This is a genomic window from Paenibacillus sp. MCAF9, from assembly GCF_052114265.1.
In the GTDB taxonomy this organism is placed as follows: domain Bacteria; phylum Bacillota; class Bacilli; order Paenibacillales; family Paenibacillaceae; genus Pristimantibacillus.
On sequence record NZ_JBFREL010000027.1, the window covers coordinates 1 to 18,027 of the forward strand.

The 18,027-nt window shown below is 44.8% G+C and carries 14 protein-coding genes; 2 read left to right on the forward strand and 12 right to left on the reverse strand.

What is annotated here, in order from left to right; genetic code table 11:
- Positions 1-174: 174 nt before the first annotated feature.
- The 10 genes from AB4Z45_RS26030 to AB4Z45_RS26075 all read right to left on the reverse strand — a co-directional run bounded on the left by AB4Z45_RS26030 (position 175) and on the right by AB4Z45_RS26075 (position 12,246).
- On the reverse strand, positions 175-1,131 hold the full coding sequence (locus tag AB4Z45_RS26030) for an alpha/beta fold hydrolase (protein ID WP_441912488.1): 957 nt from the start codon (positions 1,129-1,131) through the stop codon (positions 175-177).
- A gap of 145 nt (positions 1,132-1,276) precedes the next feature.
- Positions 1,277-3,619: an FtsX-like permease family protein gene (locus AB4Z45_RS26035; protein WP_441912489.1), complete on the reverse strand. Its 2,343-nt coding sequence runs from the start codon at positions 3,617-3,619 to the stop codon at positions 1,277-1,279.
- A 1-nt stretch (position 3,620) separates the two neighbouring features.
- Positions 3,621-4,382, reverse strand: coding sequence for an ABC transporter ATP-binding protein (locus tag AB4Z45_RS26040; RefSeq protein WP_076270674.1), 762 nt, complete (start codon positions 4,380-4,382; stop codon positions 3,621-3,623).
- Between the two features lie 144 nt (positions 4,383-4,526).
- Positions 4,527-5,786, reverse strand: a complete 1,260-nt coding sequence (locus AB4Z45_RS26045) for a HAMP domain-containing sensor histidine kinase (protein ID WP_441912490.1) — start codon at positions 5,784-5,786, stop codon at positions 4,527-4,529.
- Positions 5,783-6,466: a response regulator transcription factor gene (locus tag AB4Z45_RS26050; protein ID WP_441912491.1), complete on the reverse strand. Its 684-nt coding sequence runs from the start codon at positions 6,464-6,466 to the stop codon at positions 5,783-5,785. The genes AB4Z45_RS26045 and AB4Z45_RS26050 overlap by 4 nt, the downstream gene beginning before the upstream one ends.
- A gap of 157 nt (positions 6,467-6,623) precedes the next feature.
- Entirely contained in the window at positions 6,624-7,439 is an 816-nt protein-coding gene (locus tag AB4Z45_RS26055) for an MBL fold metallo-hydrolase (RefSeq protein WP_441912492.1), read from the reverse strand.
- Positions 7,440-7,452: 13 nt separating this feature from the next.
- On the reverse strand, positions 7,453-7,965 hold the full coding sequence (locus AB4Z45_RS26060) for a TlpA family protein disulfide reductase (RefSeq protein WP_441912493.1): 513 nt from the start codon (positions 7,963-7,965) through the stop codon (positions 7,453-7,455).
- 171 nt (positions 7,966-8,136) lie between these two features.
- Positions 8,137-8,670, reverse strand: coding sequence for a DUF1854 domain-containing protein (locus AB4Z45_RS26065; protein WP_441912494.1), 534 nt, complete (start codon positions 8,668-8,670; stop codon positions 8,137-8,139).
- Complete coding sequence (locus tag AB4Z45_RS26070; RefSeq protein WP_441912495.1) at positions 8,667-10,859, reverse strand: ABC transporter ATP-binding protein; 2,193 nt, start codon at positions 10,857-10,859, stop codon at positions 8,667-8,669. Before AB4Z45_RS26070 ends, AB4Z45_RS26065 begins: the two co-directional genes overlap by 4 nt.
- Before the next feature lie 178 nt (positions 10,860-11,037).
- Positions 11,038-12,246, reverse strand: a complete 1,209-nt coding sequence (locus AB4Z45_RS26075; protein ID WP_441912496.1) for an MFS transporter — start codon at positions 12,244-12,246, stop codon at positions 11,038-11,040.
- A 196-nt stretch (positions 12,247-12,442) separates the two neighbouring features.
- Between AB4Z45_RS26075 and AB4Z45_RS26080 the strand changes: the two genes are divergently transcribed.
- Together AB4Z45_RS26080 and AB4Z45_RS26085 are read left to right on the forward strand one after the other, a co-directional pair.
- Positions 12,443-13,039 (forward strand): TetR/AcrR family transcriptional regulator, encoded by a 597-nt coding sequence (locus AB4Z45_RS26080; RefSeq protein ID WP_441912497.1) that lies wholly within the window; start codon positions 12,443-12,445, stop codon positions 13,037-13,039.
- A 131-nt stretch (positions 13,040-13,170) separates the two neighbouring features.
- The gene (locus AB4Z45_RS26085; RefSeq protein ID WP_441912498.1) at positions 13,171-15,081 is read left to right on the forward strand and encodes a beta-N-acetylhexosaminidase; all 1,911 of its coding nucleotides are present in this window, start codon (positions 13,171-13,173) and stop codon (positions 15,079-15,081) included.
- A 117-nt stretch (positions 15,082-15,198) separates the two neighbouring features.
- Here the strand turns inward: AB4Z45_RS26085 and AB4Z45_RS26090 are convergent, their stop codons facing one another.
- Both AB4Z45_RS26090 and AB4Z45_RS26095 read right to left on the reverse strand, forming a co-directional pair.
- Positions 15,199-16,713, reverse strand: a complete 1,515-nt coding sequence (locus tag AB4Z45_RS26090) for a CehA/McbA family metallohydrolase (RefSeq protein WP_441912499.1) — start codon at positions 16,711-16,713, stop codon at positions 15,199-15,201.
- Between the two features lie 192 nt (positions 16,714-16,905).
- Complete coding sequence (locus AB4Z45_RS26095; protein ID WP_441912500.1) at positions 16,906-18,024, reverse strand: glycoside hydrolase family 88 protein; 1,119 nt, start codon at positions 18,022-18,024, stop codon at positions 16,906-16,908.
- Positions 18,025-18,027 lie beyond the last annotated feature (3 nt).

Consider the following 18,027-nt stretch of genomic DNA (forward strand, 5'->3'; position numbering starts at 1 on the left):
AAGTCTTTGCATCAGGGAAACATCCCGGGAAACATCCCCGTTTTCAAATGAAAGGACTTCAAATTCCACTGTATAGTGGAGCTTGAGGTCCTTTTTCTCGATGAAAATAAGTTCTAAGTAGTGCTCAAAAAATCGCAAAATGACTTTTGAGACAGCCCCTTTATTTCATTCCTATTAGTTCAAGAAAAATTGAATCGTACGATCCGATGAACCAGGCAAATGCTCATGCCCAAAGTCCGGATAGATGACTAACTGCTTAGGAGCAGTTATTTTGTTATAAGCTGCAAACTGTGTGGAAGGCGGACAAATGGTATCCATGAGGCCAACAAACATCAATACTTCGCCGCGAATTCGGTTTGCAAGAAATTGAATATCGATATAACCCAGCTTCTCAAAAATTTCATCCTCGCGCTCATGCAGCGGATCAAAATAACGGAAAAAGGTGCGAAGCTCCTGATACGCGTCCTTCGCCAAATCCATCTCCCACGTGCGTTTATAATCGCAAAGGAATGGGAACACAGGAGCAAGCTTCTTTACTCTCGGTTCAAGCGCCGCACAAGCAATCGTAAGCGCTCCGCCCTGCGAACCGCCAGCTGCATAAACACGTTCTGGATCAACCTCAGGCAAGCCCAGTGCGATGCCCGCCAATTGTGCAGTATCCAAATAGATATGACGGAACAACAGATTGTCCGGATGGTCATCTAATCCCCGAATAATATGACCCTGATGTGTATTTCCCTTCACATTGCCGGAATCCTCAGACTCCCCGCCTTGACCACGGCAATCCATAGCTAGAACGGAGAAGCCTAATGCGGCATAAGCCAGCTTGTCACTCCAATCGCCTGCATTTCCCGTATAGCCATGGAATAATACGACTGCCGGATGCGGCTCTGCCATATGTTTTGGCCGAACATATTTTGCATGGATACGAGCCCCGCGAACGCCCGTAAAGTAGAGATCGAAGCATTCCGCGTTCGGAGTCTGAAATGAGCTTGGAACGAGCTTAATTTGCGGATCTACAGCACGCATCTCAGCGATCGCACGATCCCAATAAGCATCAAAATCAGCAGGACGAGGATTAATTCCTTGGTACTCTTTTAACTTCTCAAGCGGCATGTCAACTAACGGCATTTACACTCATTCCTCTCAAATATAATCGATTTATTAAAGTAGGCGTTTAGCGTATGGTAGCATACAAATGACACCTGCAACAACACAAAAAAGCGACCTCGAAAGGCCGCCTGCAAAAGCTTTGATTAAAGCAATATCTTTATTCTCACTCTGTAATTAATTCATAGGCAGAAATTCCTTTGATCCGCCGCGACACAAGAATGGAAACAACATAAGACAACATAACAATTCCGAAACAAAGCGCAATAACAAGGGGCAATTTAATAATGAACTGAACGTTGTGAATTCCTGCTCCAGAGAGGAGCAAGGTCAGCATGGAATTGGTATACAGGCTGCCCAGCACACCGCCTATAACTACCCCTATAATGACAATTGGTACAAAGCTGAGCATGATTTGCGTCATTAGCTGGCTCGTCGTATATCCTGTTGCTTTAAATATTCCGAGCTCCCTCTTGCGCTTCAGAATCATCGTTTTAATAACAAGATAAAGAATGAGAACGACAACCAATACAGTGATCGCGAGAACAAGCACCATAACAGCAAACACCGCGGAAATATAAACGCTGCTTTGGCTGTTTATCGTCTCATCTACATCAACAAATTCCTCTACTGAGCTTCCGTATTGTACTTTACTATTTTTGATAAAGCTTGCATTATCGATACCATTTAAATAAACGTTGAGCATCTTGCCTGTATAATCTGGAATGAGGTGCCGAACACCATCCAAAGTCACAGATGATATTTGCCCCATATTGCTAATAGACTGGCTCAGACCGGTAATTAAAAAAGAATAACTGGCTTCCCCTAAATCTACTTTGACCGTATCCCCAATGTTTTTTTCAAGCAGCTGCGATACTGCCCACGAAACGACAATTTCGTTATCATATTGCGGATATCGTCCCTCATACACCATTTGGTTTTCCAACCCGCTGTAATCATCCGAAATCGTCATAGCAAACGGTTTATCGTCAACTTTCGCTATTAAATAGTCCAGTAATACCGTTTTTTCAACACCATCCATTTGCTTAATGGATGCAAACAGCGCCTCACTATCTACGTCCTCTTTAGCCTGAACATTGACATTCGAGGTTTCTGCACCAACGAGGTGAATAAAGGCTGTTTTATCTGTTGCTATATTGTAATAAAGAACGATAGCAAAAACAGAGGCAAAGGTAACGGCGGCAACGATAAATGTAATCATAATGTTCTGCCTGATGTTCATCACGATGGTTTTGCAAGCAAGCACAAAGCTTAATCCACCCTTGGCTTGATCTAGTGGGAAGCGATTTTTCTTAAAGCTATGAGTCACAATGCCTCCCCGCAGCGCCGCTATGGGATGCAGCTTTCTAATACGAATTGAAGCGAGAAGGGTTACGGTTACGACCAGCACAACTACAATTAGAATACTGGCTAAATTAATTACAGCATTAAAGCTTTGATTCCATAGCAGTCCAGACAGCGTAGAAATAATGCCTCCGAATACAGGCATAACGGTGTAAGTGACCGCCACCCCCATAATGCTTGCCAATAAGGTAATGATCATAAACTGCATCATAATAGATAAAATAATTTGCTGGCTCGTATAGCCCACTGCTTTCAGAACACCAATATTAACAAGGCCATCCTCAATACTATTAGTGACACGGAACTTAATAACAAGCAATGACACCACAACAATAACCGCTGCAAAAGCAACCATAATCATAGCGACCAGATTGATCGTCATCGTACTTATACCCTTCATCGTCATAACGTCTAATGAAGAATAAAAGGAGCTTGCCTCATTATGGGAAAAGGGAAATTGCTCTTCGTAATCTTTAAGCAGTTGAATCGATTGCTCGCTGTTTTTTAACTTGGCAGATAAGAAGGTGCCTTCCTCTTTGGGGCTGAGCTGGCTGAGCAGCTGCTCAAATTCCTTATCCGGCAAAAAATACTTCATCAACGTTATGTTGGTGGTGCCAAGCATCGTTGTCTCAAAAAAACCTGCAACCCGGTAACGATATTCCTTGTCCTGATAGGTAAAGACGAAGCTGTCAGCCAGCTTATACCCGCCGCTTACTTTAAAGCTGTAAGGGAGGTATATATCCGGCTCAGAGCTCAAGGCTATCTGCTCAATTAGTTTTAATGGTGCAATCGTGCGATCAGTATCCGCATTAAGGATAACAGCGGCATGGCTCATGTCACTATCCCCATAACGAAATTTGGCTGAACTCATCAACACCATGTTTTCGAGCTCATACTCACTCACATCAGAATAGTTTTTCAAAAAGTCGCCCTTGGCATTCGTATAGCTTGCACTGTCCATGATGATGTTTAAGTGAGGATCATGTAGTTCCGCCACCTTATCATCAAAAAACGTATTAATTTTGAAAATAACCGTCATTCCCACATTAAGCAGCAGCGCTGCGATAAATATCAAAATAAAAAGGGAAAATGCCGCGCTTTTGCCTTTTCTGATGTTGGCCCAGGCTAGGTTGACGATGTTCATCTCACCACCCCATTTCAGCCAAAAATGCTTTTAGCTGCTCATGCCGTTTATGGTTATTTTCCACATGGAACGGACTAAGCTGCAAATCCCCGAAAATAACGCCATCACGCAGGTAAAGGATTCTATTCCCTCTTAATGCGGTTTTCATATCATGTGTAACCATAACAATGCTTTGTCCGCTCTTATTAACCTCCGTCATGACATCCAGCACACTGTCGCTAGCAGCGGAATTAAGCGCGCCGGTTGGTTCATCTGCAAACACAATTTTGGGATCATTGATCAACGCGCGCACGATGCCAGCACGCTGCGCTTCTCCTCCGGAGAGCTGCTCCGGAAATTTACCCCATGAGGTTTCATTTAATCCCACTTGGGCAAGCAGTTTTTTTGCTTTGGCTACGATAGCCCGCTTGTTTTTGCTAACGAGCAGACCGCTTGCCAGCGCATTGTCCAGCACGCTCATATTGTCGAGCAAATAAACCTTTTGGAATACAAAGCCGCAATTGTTCCTTCGGAAAATCGCCAGCTGATCGTTATTTAGCTTCGAAATCTTTTTCTCCTCAAAATAAATTTCGCCTAATGTCGGTTTATCCATTCCAGAAAGCGCGTAGAGCAGGGTCGATTTGCCCGAACCCGAGCTTCCCATAATAACGGTAAAGTCACCCTCCATTAAACTAATGTCGAGGTTTTTTAGCACATGCTGCTGATTTCCCCCGCTTGAGAACGTTTTGCACAATTTTTCGGTTCTTAACATTTGGCTTGGCATAAATTAAATCTCCTTTATACTGCAGTTGTATGATAGCTTTGCTCTAGCCCTAAGCAAAAAAGACTGTAATGTAGCTTACAGTCCTATCATACAAAACCAATTCTTAGTTAAGCTTTGTTCAATCCTTAGCCAATTCTTAATTCTTTAAGCCAACTTAATTTTTAACGTCACGCTAAAACCATCTTCACGGTTATGGCAGGTTATATCGCCCTGCATGCTTTGCATCAAGTACTCGGATATGTATAGCCCAAGCCCTGATCCACTTCGTCCCTCTGCATTATTTCCTCGATAAAATTTATTGAACAAGAGCGGCAATTCATCCGGATGAATACCTTTCCCATAATCCATAATGCTTATTTCTAAATAGCTGTGTTTTATTGCGGATAAAATGGTAACAGAGGTGCCCGCATACTTGTAAGAGTTGCTCAAAATATTATCAAATACCTGCTGTAAACGCGATACATCCGTTAAGATTAGGCATGCAGGAACAGGCGCATAGCTGATTTGATCATCATAATTTACGTTAGCGATGATACCGTTTAAAACGCTGCTTTCTTCCTCCGTCACCGTTACTTTCAGCTCATTAAGCTCCTCTAACGTCGCCGTAAACATATCGCTCACCAATAGGTTGATCTGCTCTGCCTTTGAATAAATTGTCGTTAATTGCTTCGTAACTTTCTCATTGTCAGCTCGAAGCAGCATCAATTCGCTCACCGCTTTAATCGAGGCGACTGGTGTCTTAATGTCATGACTTAAGCTGGCTACAAGCTCCTTCTTGCTGCGGTTTGCCTCATATTCACTTTGCCTTGCTAGAGCCAGTTCCTCGCGCATAATGTCGAAGCTTTCTGTAAAAGCGCCAAACGGGTTGTTTTGACCCATTTTCAAAGGAATATCCAGATTCCCTCTCGCCACGTTAACTGCAAAGCTTTGCAGTTTATGAAATGGTTTGAAAACCTTATAATTTAAAAATAAAACATAGATGACACTCAGCAGCGCAAACATGGTAAAAGTGATAAAGAGCACGATAATAAGCTGCCGTTTCATTTGCTGAATTACTTTTTTATCATCGTTTAGCACAATAAGCTTGCCAACTAAAGTACCCTCTACCACGACATCTGCTATCGTATCTCTGTTTTTAATGGCATCATTAATGGTAGGAGATTGCCCCTCGAATGTTTGAAAGCGTACTTGGCCATGAGTATCGATAACGCTGAATGGCTGCTTTATCGTGCTGAAATCCGCTTGATCGATTTGCCCCCAGTGGCTCTCAAGCTTTTTTAGCACCTCATTTATAGCTACCATATCCACTTCGGTATCCGTCTTGCTATTCATAACGAGCCAAGAAGCTGCACTGCCTGTTGCAAATACAAAGAGGATAGTGATGAACAGCCACTTTATTCTCATAGCTTGTGATCTTCCAGGACGTATCCCGTCCCCCATACCGTTTTAATATATTGCGGCTGGTTGGGATTCGGTTCGACTTTCTCGCGCAAATGGCGAATATGTACATTAAGAGTTCCGTCTCCGGCAAAGGAGTCACCCCATACCTTGTCAAACAGCTCTTCTTTTGAAATGACTCTGTTTTTATTTTTCACCAAGTAACAGAGCAATTTATATTCCATCGTTTTGAGCTTCATATCTACACCGTTCACACGAACGCGGCAAAGATTGCAATCAATTTTCACTTCACCAAAGTCCAGCATTTCGGAAGGGCTTTGATTCCCGTATCTTTTGAGGACAGCCTTCACTTTCGCAAGCAGTACACTAAGCGTATAGGGCTTCTGGATATAATCGTCGCCGCCTATGTTAAGGGCTATAAGAATATCGTCATCACTGGACCGGGCGCTAATAAACAGAATCGGAATTTGTGTCGTTTGTCTAAGCTTCTTGCATAAATCAAACCCGGAGGTATGACCAAGATTAATGTCGAGAAGGATAAGCGATGTTTCATTTTCCCGTAAAAAGAGCTCACATTCCTCCGCACTTGTCACGTACGCCGATTTGACCTCAAACATATTAAAATATTCACTCGTCGTTTCTGCAAGAACCGTCTCGTCATCCACAATTAAGCAATCATAGTTCATATGCGTTCTCCATTAGTTGATAGAATAGTAAACATCAGTCACTTCCATAATATACTATGAAAAAGGAAGTTTAAACGTAAATAAACCAAAAACACCCTATCGCGCAGCACGCAAGCGGCTCCTCGTTAGGATGTTTTAATGTTCGTTGATTATGGTTTTACTGATATTCACGTTGTATAATCGATACATTTTCCTTGTGGCAATATTCCGTAAAAGTGGATAAGAAGGCATGCTCACGGTAGAGCGCAGCAAGAGCAGTCTCGTTATTTGCCATAACCGCCTCACAAAGGCGATTAAGATAATCCGATGCCATAGCCAAGCGTCTCTTCATCTCTAACGAGTCGGCTGTCGCTTTTCCGTGACCCGGTATAAGCAAGCGAACGGAATGCGTTGCAAAAATACGGCCAGCCTTCTCAAGGGTATGATTATACGCCTTCGCACTTTGATAAATAAAAGGCAGCTCGAAATCGGATAAATAGTCTCCTGCAATCATGATTCCTAACGGCTCGACGATCGTTATTAATCCATCCTCCGTATGACCCGGCGCAAGATAGAAAGTCATTGTCATATCTCCTACGTGCAGCTGCTGTCCATCCTCTTTAATTATGATATCAAGGTTCGGGAATGCGATAGGATAATTTCTTACAATATAGTTTTTACGATCAAAATCTCGAATCATTTCAAGCTTCTCTTCTTTTTGCGGATGATGCTGCAGCCCGGTACTGCCGATGGTTGTGGCATCAGGGAACGCTTGATAACCAATAATATGATCGAAATCTCCGTCAGTAAATAATAGATACAGAGCTCGATCACCTTTGATCTTATTTACATACTCTTTAATCGCCTCAACTTCTCCCGCAAGCCAGTTCGGATCTACGATGAGTACCATTTCCTCCGTCTGAATGACCGTCGCTGTCGTTTGATATAACTCACTTTGGAACACGGTTACATGTTCATTTTTATATTGAATCAAAAGTATCTCTCCTTTAGGTCTCGCCGAGAAGCTTCTTAAACGAAGCTTCTATTTCATCTTGGTCAAGCGATCCGATAATGTAATCAATGATTTCCCCGTCCGTATTCACAAAGCACAGAGCTGGGAAGCCATCTCCGCCATAGTACTTGTATACATCCCCCGTTTTATCCAGGAGGACCGGGTATGTAATTTGATGCTGCTCCACATAGCTTTTTACCTCTGATAATTCATCACGATTCGTAACATTTATACCGTATACATTAATTCTATCCTTATACTTTTCATGCAAAGCGACCATTTTTGGGGCATCCTCATTACAGTAAGGGCACCATGAAGTAAAAATGGATAAAACCGTTGGTTTCTCCGCAAAATCAACCGCCACTTCTTCCCCTGTGCTGAGCTCCGTCAAGGCGATGCTTGATAATTCGGTTTTGAGTTTGTTGAGATAGCTATACCCAAGATAGACCATCAAGCTAAACGCCGTAATAATAATTGTGCCTGTCGTTATTTTAACTACTTTGTTCATTTCCTCATGTTCCTTCCATTGATCATTGGAATAATGGTTGAATGTGGATATTCATTCTATCTTACGATGATTTTCACATGCAATCTACTTTTTTCTACACGAGCATCATAAGACAATACAAAAGTGCCGCCCTCTTTTTTAAAAAAGAGAGACAGCACTGTTTTCATTGCCTTATAAGACGTCCTTCAACTGACCGCGACTGTGGCCGTTTAACCTCTTCCAATCACGAACTTCACATCTTTTGCCGTTGATGTCGGTCAGAATAATTCGATTATTACTCGGGTATTGCATATGCTCATGCAAGTTCCGCATGACGATGCGGGTCGGTCCCAAATTCGTTTGCAGCTCCCAAATCCACATGTCGGCTTTTTGCTTAATGGAATCAATATGAGTTACAAGCGGAAGGAAATACCGAAGCTTCAGCTCCTTATCCATTTCGGTTCGGCTTTCTTTATCCAGCTGCTCAATATCCTGAATAACGCCGATCTCTTCACCCTTTGCATCGCGGACGGAAATATACTGGGTCGTGTATTGGAAAGGAAATATACGAAAGAGTATGATTTCTTCATAGGCCTTTCCTTCTAATACACCTTGAAAAACGCCGCCTTGGCTGCGGGAAAATGAGACCGCATTGGGTTCCAATAGATTAATCTCAAAAGGGTCCTTTGTGTTTATTTCAACACCAATGTCATTGGAATCAATCATGCATTTTCAACCCCCTTGATCTTGGACATTTCCTTTTGCGCCTCAACCAGCTTGTAGTATGCACCCTCGGAAGCCAGCAGCTCCTCATGTGTTCCTACTTCAACAATTTTGCCGTGATCCAGCACGACAAGCCGGTCTGCATTGCGCAAAGTCGACAATCGATGGGCAATCGCGAATGTTGTTCTTCCTTTAACCAGACGCGATATCGCTTCTTGAATTTGACGCTCCGTCACCGTATCTACGGAGGCTGTTGCTTCGTCCAGAATTAGAATTCGCGGATCATGAATAATGGCGCGAGCAATAGATACCCGCTGCTTTTCTCCACCAGATAGCTTGTGGCCGCGTTCACCAACTCTCGTGTCGTAGCCATCCGGCAGCTGAACGATGAAATCATGTGCATTAGCGATTTTGGCTGCGCGCATAATTTCCAGCTCTGTAGCGTCCGGTTTAGAGTAGGCAATATTTTCTGCTATCGTCCCGTCAAACAGAAACGTCTCCTGCAGCACGACGCCAATCTGCTTACGCAGGTCGTTCTGGCTAATATTGCGGATGTTCGTGCCGTCGATCGTAATCGTACCCTCATCCGAATCATAAAATCGGCAAATCATGTTAATAAACGTCGATTTTCCGGCACCGGAATGTCCGACTAATCCGATCATCTCGCCTGCAGCTACCTTTAAGTCTACGCTTTTGAGCACAGGGTGATGCTTTTCGTATCCATAAGTCACCTTTTTGAATTCAACCTCGCCTTTTACGCGGCCAATCTGTGCTGGGTTTACAGTATCGGGCACATCAGACGGGGTATCCATAATTTCAAATACGCGGTCGGCTGCCGAAATCGCATGCGTTGCCCAGTTGATCATTTGGCTTACCCACTGCAATGGTCCAAGAAGCATGCCCAAATAGGTAACTAGAGCGATCAAGGTACCGATAGATAGATTGCCCTGAAGCACGGTTTTGCCGCCAAAATACCAAATCAATAAGGTACCCGCTCCAGCGACTAAAGCGAAGACGGGGAACATGCCCTGCCACAGACCTTCAATTCGAATATTATGCCGAACAAGCTCCTTATTCGCTGCCGTATAACGTGACATTTCCGTCTTTTCCTGACCAAATGCCTTAACCACACGAATACCTTGCAAAGAATCCCCAACTAAAGCATTTAATCTGAAAATAGACCTCCACTGCTGATACCACCGCCGACCGATCATCGGCCATAATACACTGGACAAAATAATCATAAGCGGCATAGGCAGCATGGCGAGCAGCGTTAATTTCCAATCAAAGCTAAACATGATGATGAAAATCGCAATGACACGCAGCGACTCACCAGAGACCCATATGACACCATCGGTCATGAATTGCCGCATCGCCTCTGAATCATTGTTTACCCGTCCAATGAACTGCGAGGATTGCCTTCGGTCAAAGAAGGATAACGACAATCTCATCAAGGCATTATAGACATCGTGCCGAAGATCGCCCATTAATTTGGAACCGATCCACACGCCAATAATACCGCGCACGGTCTGCATGAGAGTGACTACCAGTGAGGTCGCTGCAAGGCCGATAACAATCCACAAAAGCGTGGAGCCCATATCCTTTGGAGTCAGCACATCATCCACAATCATTTTGGTCAAAAATGGCGGGATAAGCTCAACCAATGTTGTGAAAATCAACATAATCGCTGCCGCAACCATTTGCAGCTTGTAAGGCTTCGCGTAGCTCAGCATTCGAAACAGAACCTTGCCGTTGTTTTTACAAACGGGGCAAGCTTGAGAATCGTCCGGCAGCGGATTGCGGCATTTTGGACAGTTTCTCGGGAATTCTTTCTCAGAAACCGTTGGCCGCTCTTCGCCTTTTGCCACTGCGCCCATTAATTTAGAAGCGTATCCAAATATAGAAGTAAGCGATGCTGTGTAGCGTATAAGGATAATCGGACCGTTCTTGGTATCCGCTAGCAATGAGCCGCCGCCTACTCCGCCAACAGCCCGGGCATCTGTAATATCCGAAAATGCGAGTTTAGTCACCATTATCCCATCCGAACGCCACACCGATACTTCCTTTTCAGTCAGGACCAGCCATTCTTCCCCAAACTGACCATCATTCATTAAATCTGATACGGCATGAAACAGCGTTTTCTCTCTAAGTTGTGCTTCTATCGCTTTAGGAAGCTTATTCATAAAGGTCATATTGTTCCCCCTTTCGTTACCAACCTATTTACTCACATATCTCCATATGGGTAAAGATGGAAAATGACTATAACTGTTTATTACTGCCAGGCTGTCTTTATTACAGTACAAACAAAAGCCCACAACCTTATTTGGTCGTGGGTTAGTATTCATACTATAGCTCTAAGCATATAAACACTTATTGCTCAGAGCTCCTTACTGCGTAATTATATGCTGTCATCAGCGATTTATAACCAAAAGCCACAATAATCAGAGCGAGAATTCCTGCTGCTATTGCTACCGCGAATCCCGTTCGCGCACCAAAGTGATCCACCACCCAGCCGGCAACGGATGATCCTAAAGCAACCCCGATTCCCATGCCTGTAATTGCCCAAGTTATTCCTTCCGTCACTTTGGATTCGGGCACAATTTTCTCCACCAAGCCCATCGTAACAATAATAGTAGGAGCTACCGATATCCCAGCAAAAAATACAGCTACTGCTAGCTTCGTTATATTATCTACAAACAATAGCGGAAGCATCGTTGCCATGGTGACCGCGGCAGCCCACAAAAACTGGCGATAAAGTGGAGTTCTCAGCCTAAGTGCACCATAAACCAAGCCAGCTAAGCACGAGCCTAAAGCATAAACGGAAAGCACAATGCTAGCAGCTGCAGTATTTCCTTGATTTTCTGCAAAAGCTACACTAACAATATCCACGGTGCCAAAAATAGTGCCTAACGCAATGAGCGCAAACACCAACACCCGCAATGAGCCAATCATAATAACCGATCCTTTATGATCTGTATGCAGAGGACGGACAGCAGGTTCTGTACTCTTTTGCATCGTAAACAGGATAACCCCTATGGCTAAAAAAACGATGGCTAGCAGCGGACCCGCTTCGGGAAACAGCATAACGCTTAAACCGACCGAAATGATTGGGCCAATGATAAAGCAAAGCTCATCCATCACAGATTCAAAAGCAAACGCCGTTTGCAGCCTCGGGGAGCCCCGGTACAGCTCAGCCCAGCGTGCACGAACCATTGCCGGCATACTAGGCATGCAGCCTGCAATTAAGGCAAACAGGAATAGCGTCCAATCCGGCGCTTCATATCTTGTGCATAGCAGCAAGAAAACGATAGATACTACACTAATCCCTGTAAATGGGAGCAGGATACGGGATTGCCCCAACCGATCTACCATACGGGAAATTTGTGGAGCCATTAAAGCCGTTGATAAAGCAAAGGTAGCTGCTACAGCACCTGCTAGCCAGTATTCGCCACGCAGCTGCGACAACATGGTCACGATGCCAATGCCCATCATCGATATAGGCATACGAGCAACAAAACCTGCAGCTGAAAACCCTTTTGCTCCGGCAGCTTTAAATATCTCGCGGTACGAATTAGCCATGATGCACCTCCAAGCAGTAAACGATTCGTACTACACTGTTCATTCCTTTTCTCCCCTCATATGAAAAACTTTTTATTAAGACTCTGTTTGATTTGGGAGTCGAAATATGATTTGACATACGACATGTATGTGAATAATATAAATACATACGGCGCGTATGTCAATGACTAAAAAAAGAATGCAAGCAGGAGGAAACATGGCTCGCAAAACGAGATCAGAAATGATTGCAGAAACTCGAATCAAACTAGTGAATGCCGCTAGAGAAGCATTTGGCACGATTGGGTATGCAAACACATCGATGGATGAGCTTACAGCTTCAGCGGGGTTAACGCGCGGTGCGTTATATCATCATTTTGGCGACAAAAAAGGGTTATTAGAAGCAGTTGTCAACGAAATAGATGCTGAAATGGATAGCAGATTAGCCGAAATTTCAGATACAGCCGAAGGAAATTGGGAAGGGTTCGTCGGTCGCTGCCACGCATATCTTGCCATGGCGATTGAGCCGGAAATTCAGCGAATCGTTCTTAGAGATGCACCCTCGGCTCTTGGAAATGCTTATTCGCAATCATCTCAGTCCCAATGTCTCGCAACGATGGCTGATATGCTTCATCGTTTAATGATAGATCAAGTTATAAAAACGACAGATCATGAAGCTTTAGCGCGGTTATTAAATGGAGCGCTAATTAATACTGCGTTTTGGCTGGCCAACGCCGAAAACGCCGAGGATGGCTTGAGTAAGGCTTTGCAGAGTCTTTCCCTCGTGTTAAACGGCTTGCTTCTGAAAGATCGTTGATAACATATAAAAGCGTGATGCACCTCAAATGTGCGAATGAAGTCTAATTGCTTTCATCAAATGGTTGGAATAGCATTAAATTATATGTGGTTATCATCTTCACAAAATCCGAAATGCTGGAGGAAGATCATATGAAGTTACGTTTCGAGGGGCATTATGCGGAGCTAATGCCTGGTGTACAGCTGCTCATAAAGGAGCTGGGAATTGATTTGCAAGAGGACGGGCTGCCCGTTCATATCGAACCATCCGAAGGTGAACTGGAAGTTGGCCTTGAACAGGACAAGGCTTATATTCGTTATGGACAAAAACATCAATTTTTCCGCGGACTTGGCTTGCTCATTCAACATAGCCGCAAGAGCAGCACATTCCATGTTCGTGAGAAGCAGCAGTTCGATCAAATTGGACCTATGTTTGATCTTTCCCGCAATGCGGTGCTTACTTTAGACGGCTTTAAATCCATGCTGAATAAGATGGCTTTAATGGGAATGAACACGGTCATGCTATACATGGAGGATACATACGAAATTGAAGGCGAACCGTATTTTGGCTACATGCGGGGCCGTTATACGCATGCGGAGCTGAAGGAAATTGACGATTATGCCGACCAATTCGGTATCGAAGCTTTCCCAAGCATACAAACACTCGCGCATCTGGAGGAATTTCTAAAATGGGAGCCCATCAAGCATTACCGCGATACAAAAGGCGCCTTGCTCGTCGGTGACGAACGGACAGATAAGCTAATCGAAAAAATGATTGATGCTGCCAGCTCGCCGTTCCGCAGCCGCAAGCTTCATATCGGAATGGACGAAGCAGAGGAACTTGGCCGCGGCAAATATTTGGACTTGAATGGCTACGAAAGCCGCTTTAATATTATGACTTCACATTTGGAGAAGGTACTCGAGGTCGCTCGCAGCCGCGGCTTGAAACCAATGATGTGGAGCGATATGTTCCTCAAGCTCGCTTCCGGGAATGGCGATGAATATTACGATAAAGATACTTCCATTCCAGAGGAGATGGCAAGCCGCATTCCCAAAGATGTCGATATGGTGTATTGGGATTATGTACATTTGGAAGCTGAGGATTACGAGAGGGTTATCGCTAATCATCGACCGCTCGGCTGTAATTTAGTATTCGCAGGAGCCGTTTGGATTTTCAACACATTCGGCGTGAATTACGGCTTATCGCTGAACGCTTCAGATGTTGCGCTGCAAGTGTGCAAACAGCAAGGCATCCGTGAAGTATATGCGACCATGTGGGGCGACGACGGCAATGAGGGAAATCCATTCGCAGCGTTGCTTGGTCTGCAGCTTTATGCGGAGCACGCTTACTCCGAACAAAAGCCAACGCAAGAACAGCTGGCGGAACGAGTTAAGTTTTGTACTGGAATAGAAGCAGAAGCTTTCATGCAGTTGAAGGATCTCGACGAAATTCCAGGATCAGAGCCAAACAACAGCAAGCAAAGCAACCCTTCAAAGTTTCTACTATACCAAGATGTGCTGCTCGGGATGTTCGACAAGCAAATTGAAGGGCTGGATYTGGACAGTCACTATGCTAACTTAGAGCTGCAAATTCATAATAAACGCGATAAGGATGCTTCGCTTGATTATTTGTTCGAGGTGCCTGAGAAGCTGTGCGCCGTATTGAAGCTAAAGAGCGAAATCGGCATTACACTTAAGCAAGCTTATGATTCAAAGGATAATAATAAACTGAGACACATAGCCATGAATGAGCTGACCGCTATTGCAGAAGCAGTACGTGAGCTTCGAATAGCACATCGCTCGCAGTGGCTGCGCATGTTCAAGCCATTTGGTTGGGAAGTCATCGACATCCGTTATGGCGGAGTTATTAGTCGCTTGGATACTGCGTCCGTTAGAATTTTGGACTATGTGGAGGGACGAATTGCGAGGATCGAAGAGCTGGAACAGGAACGGTTGGTGTACAGCACAGTAAACCGCTTCAACCACAAAGGAGTAGGCTGGTGCAGCTATTATTATCGGATGGCATCGCCAAACGTTTTTTTCCATGTTTTGAACCCTTTTTAAGTGATGTGAACGAATCATTAGACTTAAAGCCCGTGAAACGACGCTGTCTACAAACATCGCCGTCACGGGCTTGTTTATTATGAAATGTATAAGTGCCAGCGTTTACGAAAGGCTGCCTTAACCCTCTTGTATCAAATTAGCGCTTGCCAAGAGCTCATTGTAAGTTGTAATCTGCGGCTCCTTAGAACCGTAATAGAATGGGTTCGTAAAGGCGAGCAGCATTCCCGCTTCATCGCGAATATCAAAGCGATACCAGTTATATGCGCCTTCTTCCCAAGGTATATTCCATTCCAGCGCCGCTGGCGCTTCTCCCGCAGCCGCCGCAGAAACTTCCTTCACGGATTCAGCAATACCATTGTGAATTAAGGTTACTCGAGCGAACACATCACTCGCTACACTTAATGTGCAGTTTACTTCATGGGATGCAGCCTCGCTTTTCCCCAAACTAAACGCATCAGACAAATTACAGCCGAATCGGTAATCGTGGCCGCTGACTTGAATCGACGCTTCAATCACGGGTCCGCGCGACACATAAACATGCCCATTTTTCACGCCTTCTAATACGTTGTCTGCACTTAAATCATTACACCACACATACGTGGAAGGGTCGCCAATTAAAGAAGGAATGGGGCTATCTTCATATTTATCTGTAGGCAGCATATGTGAGTCAGAACCGCCAATTCCCGTAATCCGATATCCATCATTCCAGCTTGCCGTCCATAGCTGCAATGCCTTCTCTGTAGCGACAGTGTTCGGAGAAAAGGTCGGATCATTCCATATTTCCATGGAGTGTAATCCCTTTAGCTGCGTCTCCCCATATAGCCATGCCCAAGGTGCCAGCATCGGATGATTTATGGAGCAGACCGCTCCAAGCTCCGCTGCTTCCTTCATCAATCGATCCATTCCATGCTGCGTCGTCAAGCCGCCGTCTTGTGCAGTCGCTCTCCAATCGATCCATTTCCTTAGACCAAGTGCATTCCAGTGCCCGTCACTAGCTGTGACCTCCACGCCGGGAATGACAAGTGCATTTCCTTTCGCCCATGATGTAGACAGTACATTGTGATCCGTCGCTACAAAGAAATCCAGACCCTGCTTTGCCGTTTGCTCACGGTTCATAAGCTGTGTCATTTTGCCATCGGACAATATGGTATGTGTGTGGAAATCACCTTTGTAATAGCGGCCCCCCGTCTTCCACACCTTCGCCCAGTCGTAGTTGTCCATCGTGACGCCAGCATTCAAGTTGCCAGTGCTCCAATATTCACGCTCGCCCTGCATCTGTGTCGATTCATATTCCGCCGGCAGAGCGCCATGTCCGAACTCCCATTCTGCTTCGAACATTCTGCCCTCTTCATTTGAAACCTCAAGCGTCCATACGCCTTGAACAATGGAACCCGGCATCGCTATGGGACTCGTAAATTCTACCTGTTTATGAACGACGATCAGCCGCTCGTTTCCACCATCTAGGAAGCAGAAGCGAATATTGTTCTCCGCATCGAATAAATGCAATCTTCCCCATGAATTTTCCTTCTCATACGTAAAGCGAATCGCAAGCCAGTCGTACTCTTCTTCAACTGCAATCGGAAAATAGCTGTTATTCTGCTCCAGCTTAACGGAAATTTTCCCTTTATTCATAGTTATTCACCTTCCATATCCTACTTTTATTCGTGTAATTCTGTAACTATCCAAGCGTGCCTATTAATGCCCGATTCCGCTTAAACCCGCCTATGCGAATCATGCCAAAAATAATAATCATTAAACCTGCCCATCCAAAAATAGAAAGGGACTCACTACAATTTTAAAATAGAGCCTGCTCTCTTACTCCATTTACTCGTACCAGTAACCTTTTATTCCTTTTTCCATCCGCATAAGTGCCTCAAGGTAAAAGTAGTCCCCCCAGATCATAAAATCATCCGGCGCTATATTGCCTCTTACATAATAAGAGCCATGCTTTAATAACCCTTCTGCCTCTTCTCCCATCGTGGAGTAATGACGAACAAGTGAGGTCATCGACAAATTCAGCTTCCGTTCAAATTCAGCGCGATCTGGATCGTTATCATCCAGATGGCTCATTAATTCCAGCAAGCCCGCGGCTGTAATCGCAGAGGCAGAGCTGTCACGGTACGTCCCTTCCTCGACCTGTACATCAAAGTCCCAGTAAGCTACATCATCCTCTGGCAGCTTTGAGAGGAAATAGGCTGCCATCCGTTTTGCTGTATCCAAATACGCCTTATTCCCGGTGTAGCGATAGGCAAGTGCAAAGCCATAAATACCCCATGCTTGACCGCGGGACCATGTCGATCCGTTCGTGTACCCTTGATGTGTTGCGCCGCCTAGCGCCTCACCGGTTTCTTCATTAAAGAGGAAGGTATGATAGGAGCTGTCGTCACCTCGCACAAGGTAGCGGCGGCTTTGATCTGCCTGCTTATTGGCAACCCTATAATAACGCTCATCGCCTGTTTGTTGATAAGCCCAGAATAACAATGGAAGATTCAAGAGGCAATCAATAATCATGCGCCCGCCATGCTTCTCGTCTCCAGCCAGTCCCCAAGCCTGAATGTATTGCCCTTTCTCTCTAAAGCGGCGCAAAAGCACATCTGCCGCCTGTAATGTCAGCTCTCTTGCTTCCTCATCCCGCTCCAAAATCCACTGTGCTTGCGAGGATAAGGTGTATAAGAAACCAATGTCATGATGATCGAGCACAATATGCTTTTCCATACGATGCTTGAAGCTCTTTACCGTGAGCCGAGCAGCGTCACGGTAAGCTTCATCTCCGGAATACTCGTAGCATAACCACAGCATTCCACTCCAAAATCCGTTTGTCCAATCTTCATTGTCATTGCGTTCATACTTGCCGTTGACACTGACATGCGGGAAGCGAACCCCAAAACGCTGGATGTTCTTTTTTGTCTTCTCCATTGCATCTTCAATTGCCGATTTCCACATGTC